General features: G+C 77.4%; 1 protein-coding gene. It reads right to left on the bottom strand.

Annotated features, from left to right (window positions below):
• Positions 1 to 758, bottom strand: a 758-nt coding sequence (locus tag D471_RS33965; protein WP_040689261.1) for an Lhr family helicase, incomplete at both ends; no start/stop codon positions are given.

Raw genomic sequence — 758 nt, 5'->3', positions numbered from 1 at the left:
GGGGTCCACCGGGCCCCTCACCAGTCAGCGCCCGCAGCCGGTCCACCGCACCGGGCAGCGCGAACTGGGCGCCGCCGAGCCCCTCGACGAAGTACCCCCGCCGCACCCGCCCGGCGTCCTCCATCGACCGCAGCACCCGGTACTCGTCCGGGGCGACACCCTGGCGCTGACCCCGCACCCAGACACCGGAGCGCTGCAGGCGCGCCTCCACACGCGCCAACGCCACCCGGGTGGGGTCCGTCTCCCGCTCCGGCAGCACCGACCAGCGTCCGGCCGCCGTCGGCGGACCCGACCGGGTCGGCATGACCGGTCTCCCCGGTCGTCCAGCCCGCCGCCCGGTCCGCGAGCGGGAAGGGGGCGCCGACCCGAGCAGCGCCCGCAGCGGCGCCAGACCGTCGTTGGTCACCAGGCCCGACCACACCAGCTCCCACAGCGCCGCCACCACGTCCGCGTCCGCGACCGCCGAACCACCCGTCGCGCGGGCGGTCCGGTCGGCGAGGTCACGGAAGAACAGGGCGCCGCCCTCGCGCAACACCTCCAGCACGCTGTCCGCGAGCGTGCCCGGTCCGGGCGGCACCGGGGCGGGCAGCAGCAGCGCGGCCTCGTCCGCGGGCACGAGCGTGACCCACCCCTCCGTCCCCGTTCCGGCCCACACCACCTCTCCGGCCTGGGTCAGCTCGTCCAGGCCCGCCGACGAGTACCCCTCCACCCGGGCGGGCAGCACCAGGGACTCCAGAGCCGAGGCCGCCACGGGCACA

Source organism: Nocardiopsis lucentensis DSM 44048, from assembly GCF_000341125.1.
GTDB lineage: Bacteria > Actinomycetota > Actinomycetes > Streptosporangiales > Streptosporangiaceae > Nocardiopsis > Nocardiopsis lucentensis.
The sequence above is the reverse complement of the archived record's forward strand: the minus strand, read 5'-3'. Positions and strand labels throughout refer to the sequence as shown.